The sequence below is a fragment of the Photobacterium sp. R1 genome (assembly GCF_054600795.1).
Genome location: NZ_BAAHZP010000265.1, coordinates 1 through 343, shown reverse-complemented (window position 1 = coordinate 343; position 343 = coordinate 1). Strand labels below are relative to the sequence as shown.

At 47.8% G+C, this 343-nt stretch carries 1 protein-coding gene; it reads left to right on the top strand.

Features of this window, described 5'->3' with window-relative positions:
• Positions 1-343, top strand: a 343-nt coding sequence (locus ACYP03_RS24970) for an OmpA family protein (RefSeq protein ID WP_459782522.1), incomplete at both ends; no start/stop codon positions are given.

Below are 343 nucleotides of genomic sequence, written 5' to 3'. Positions count from 1 at the left end.
ATCTCCTTTACTGTGCTGCATTACGATAAGAACAGCGACGAGCTGAACAAAGCATCACAGAAGCGTCTGGCGCAAATTGCCGATTTTATTAAATACAGTCAGGACATCGATTTAATCCTGGTTGCGACTTACAGTGATTCTTCTGGCGGAAAAAATACCAACCAGTCTTTATCAGAGCGCCGTGCGGAAAAGCTGGAGCAGTATTTTGTCTCTTTGGGTCTGCCAAAAGATCGCATAGAAGTTCAGGGATTCGGTGAGCGACGTCCAATTGCGGACAACAGTACTCCGCTGGGGCGTAACAAAAACAGGCGTGTTGTGATTTCCATGGGCCGGACTTCCAGCC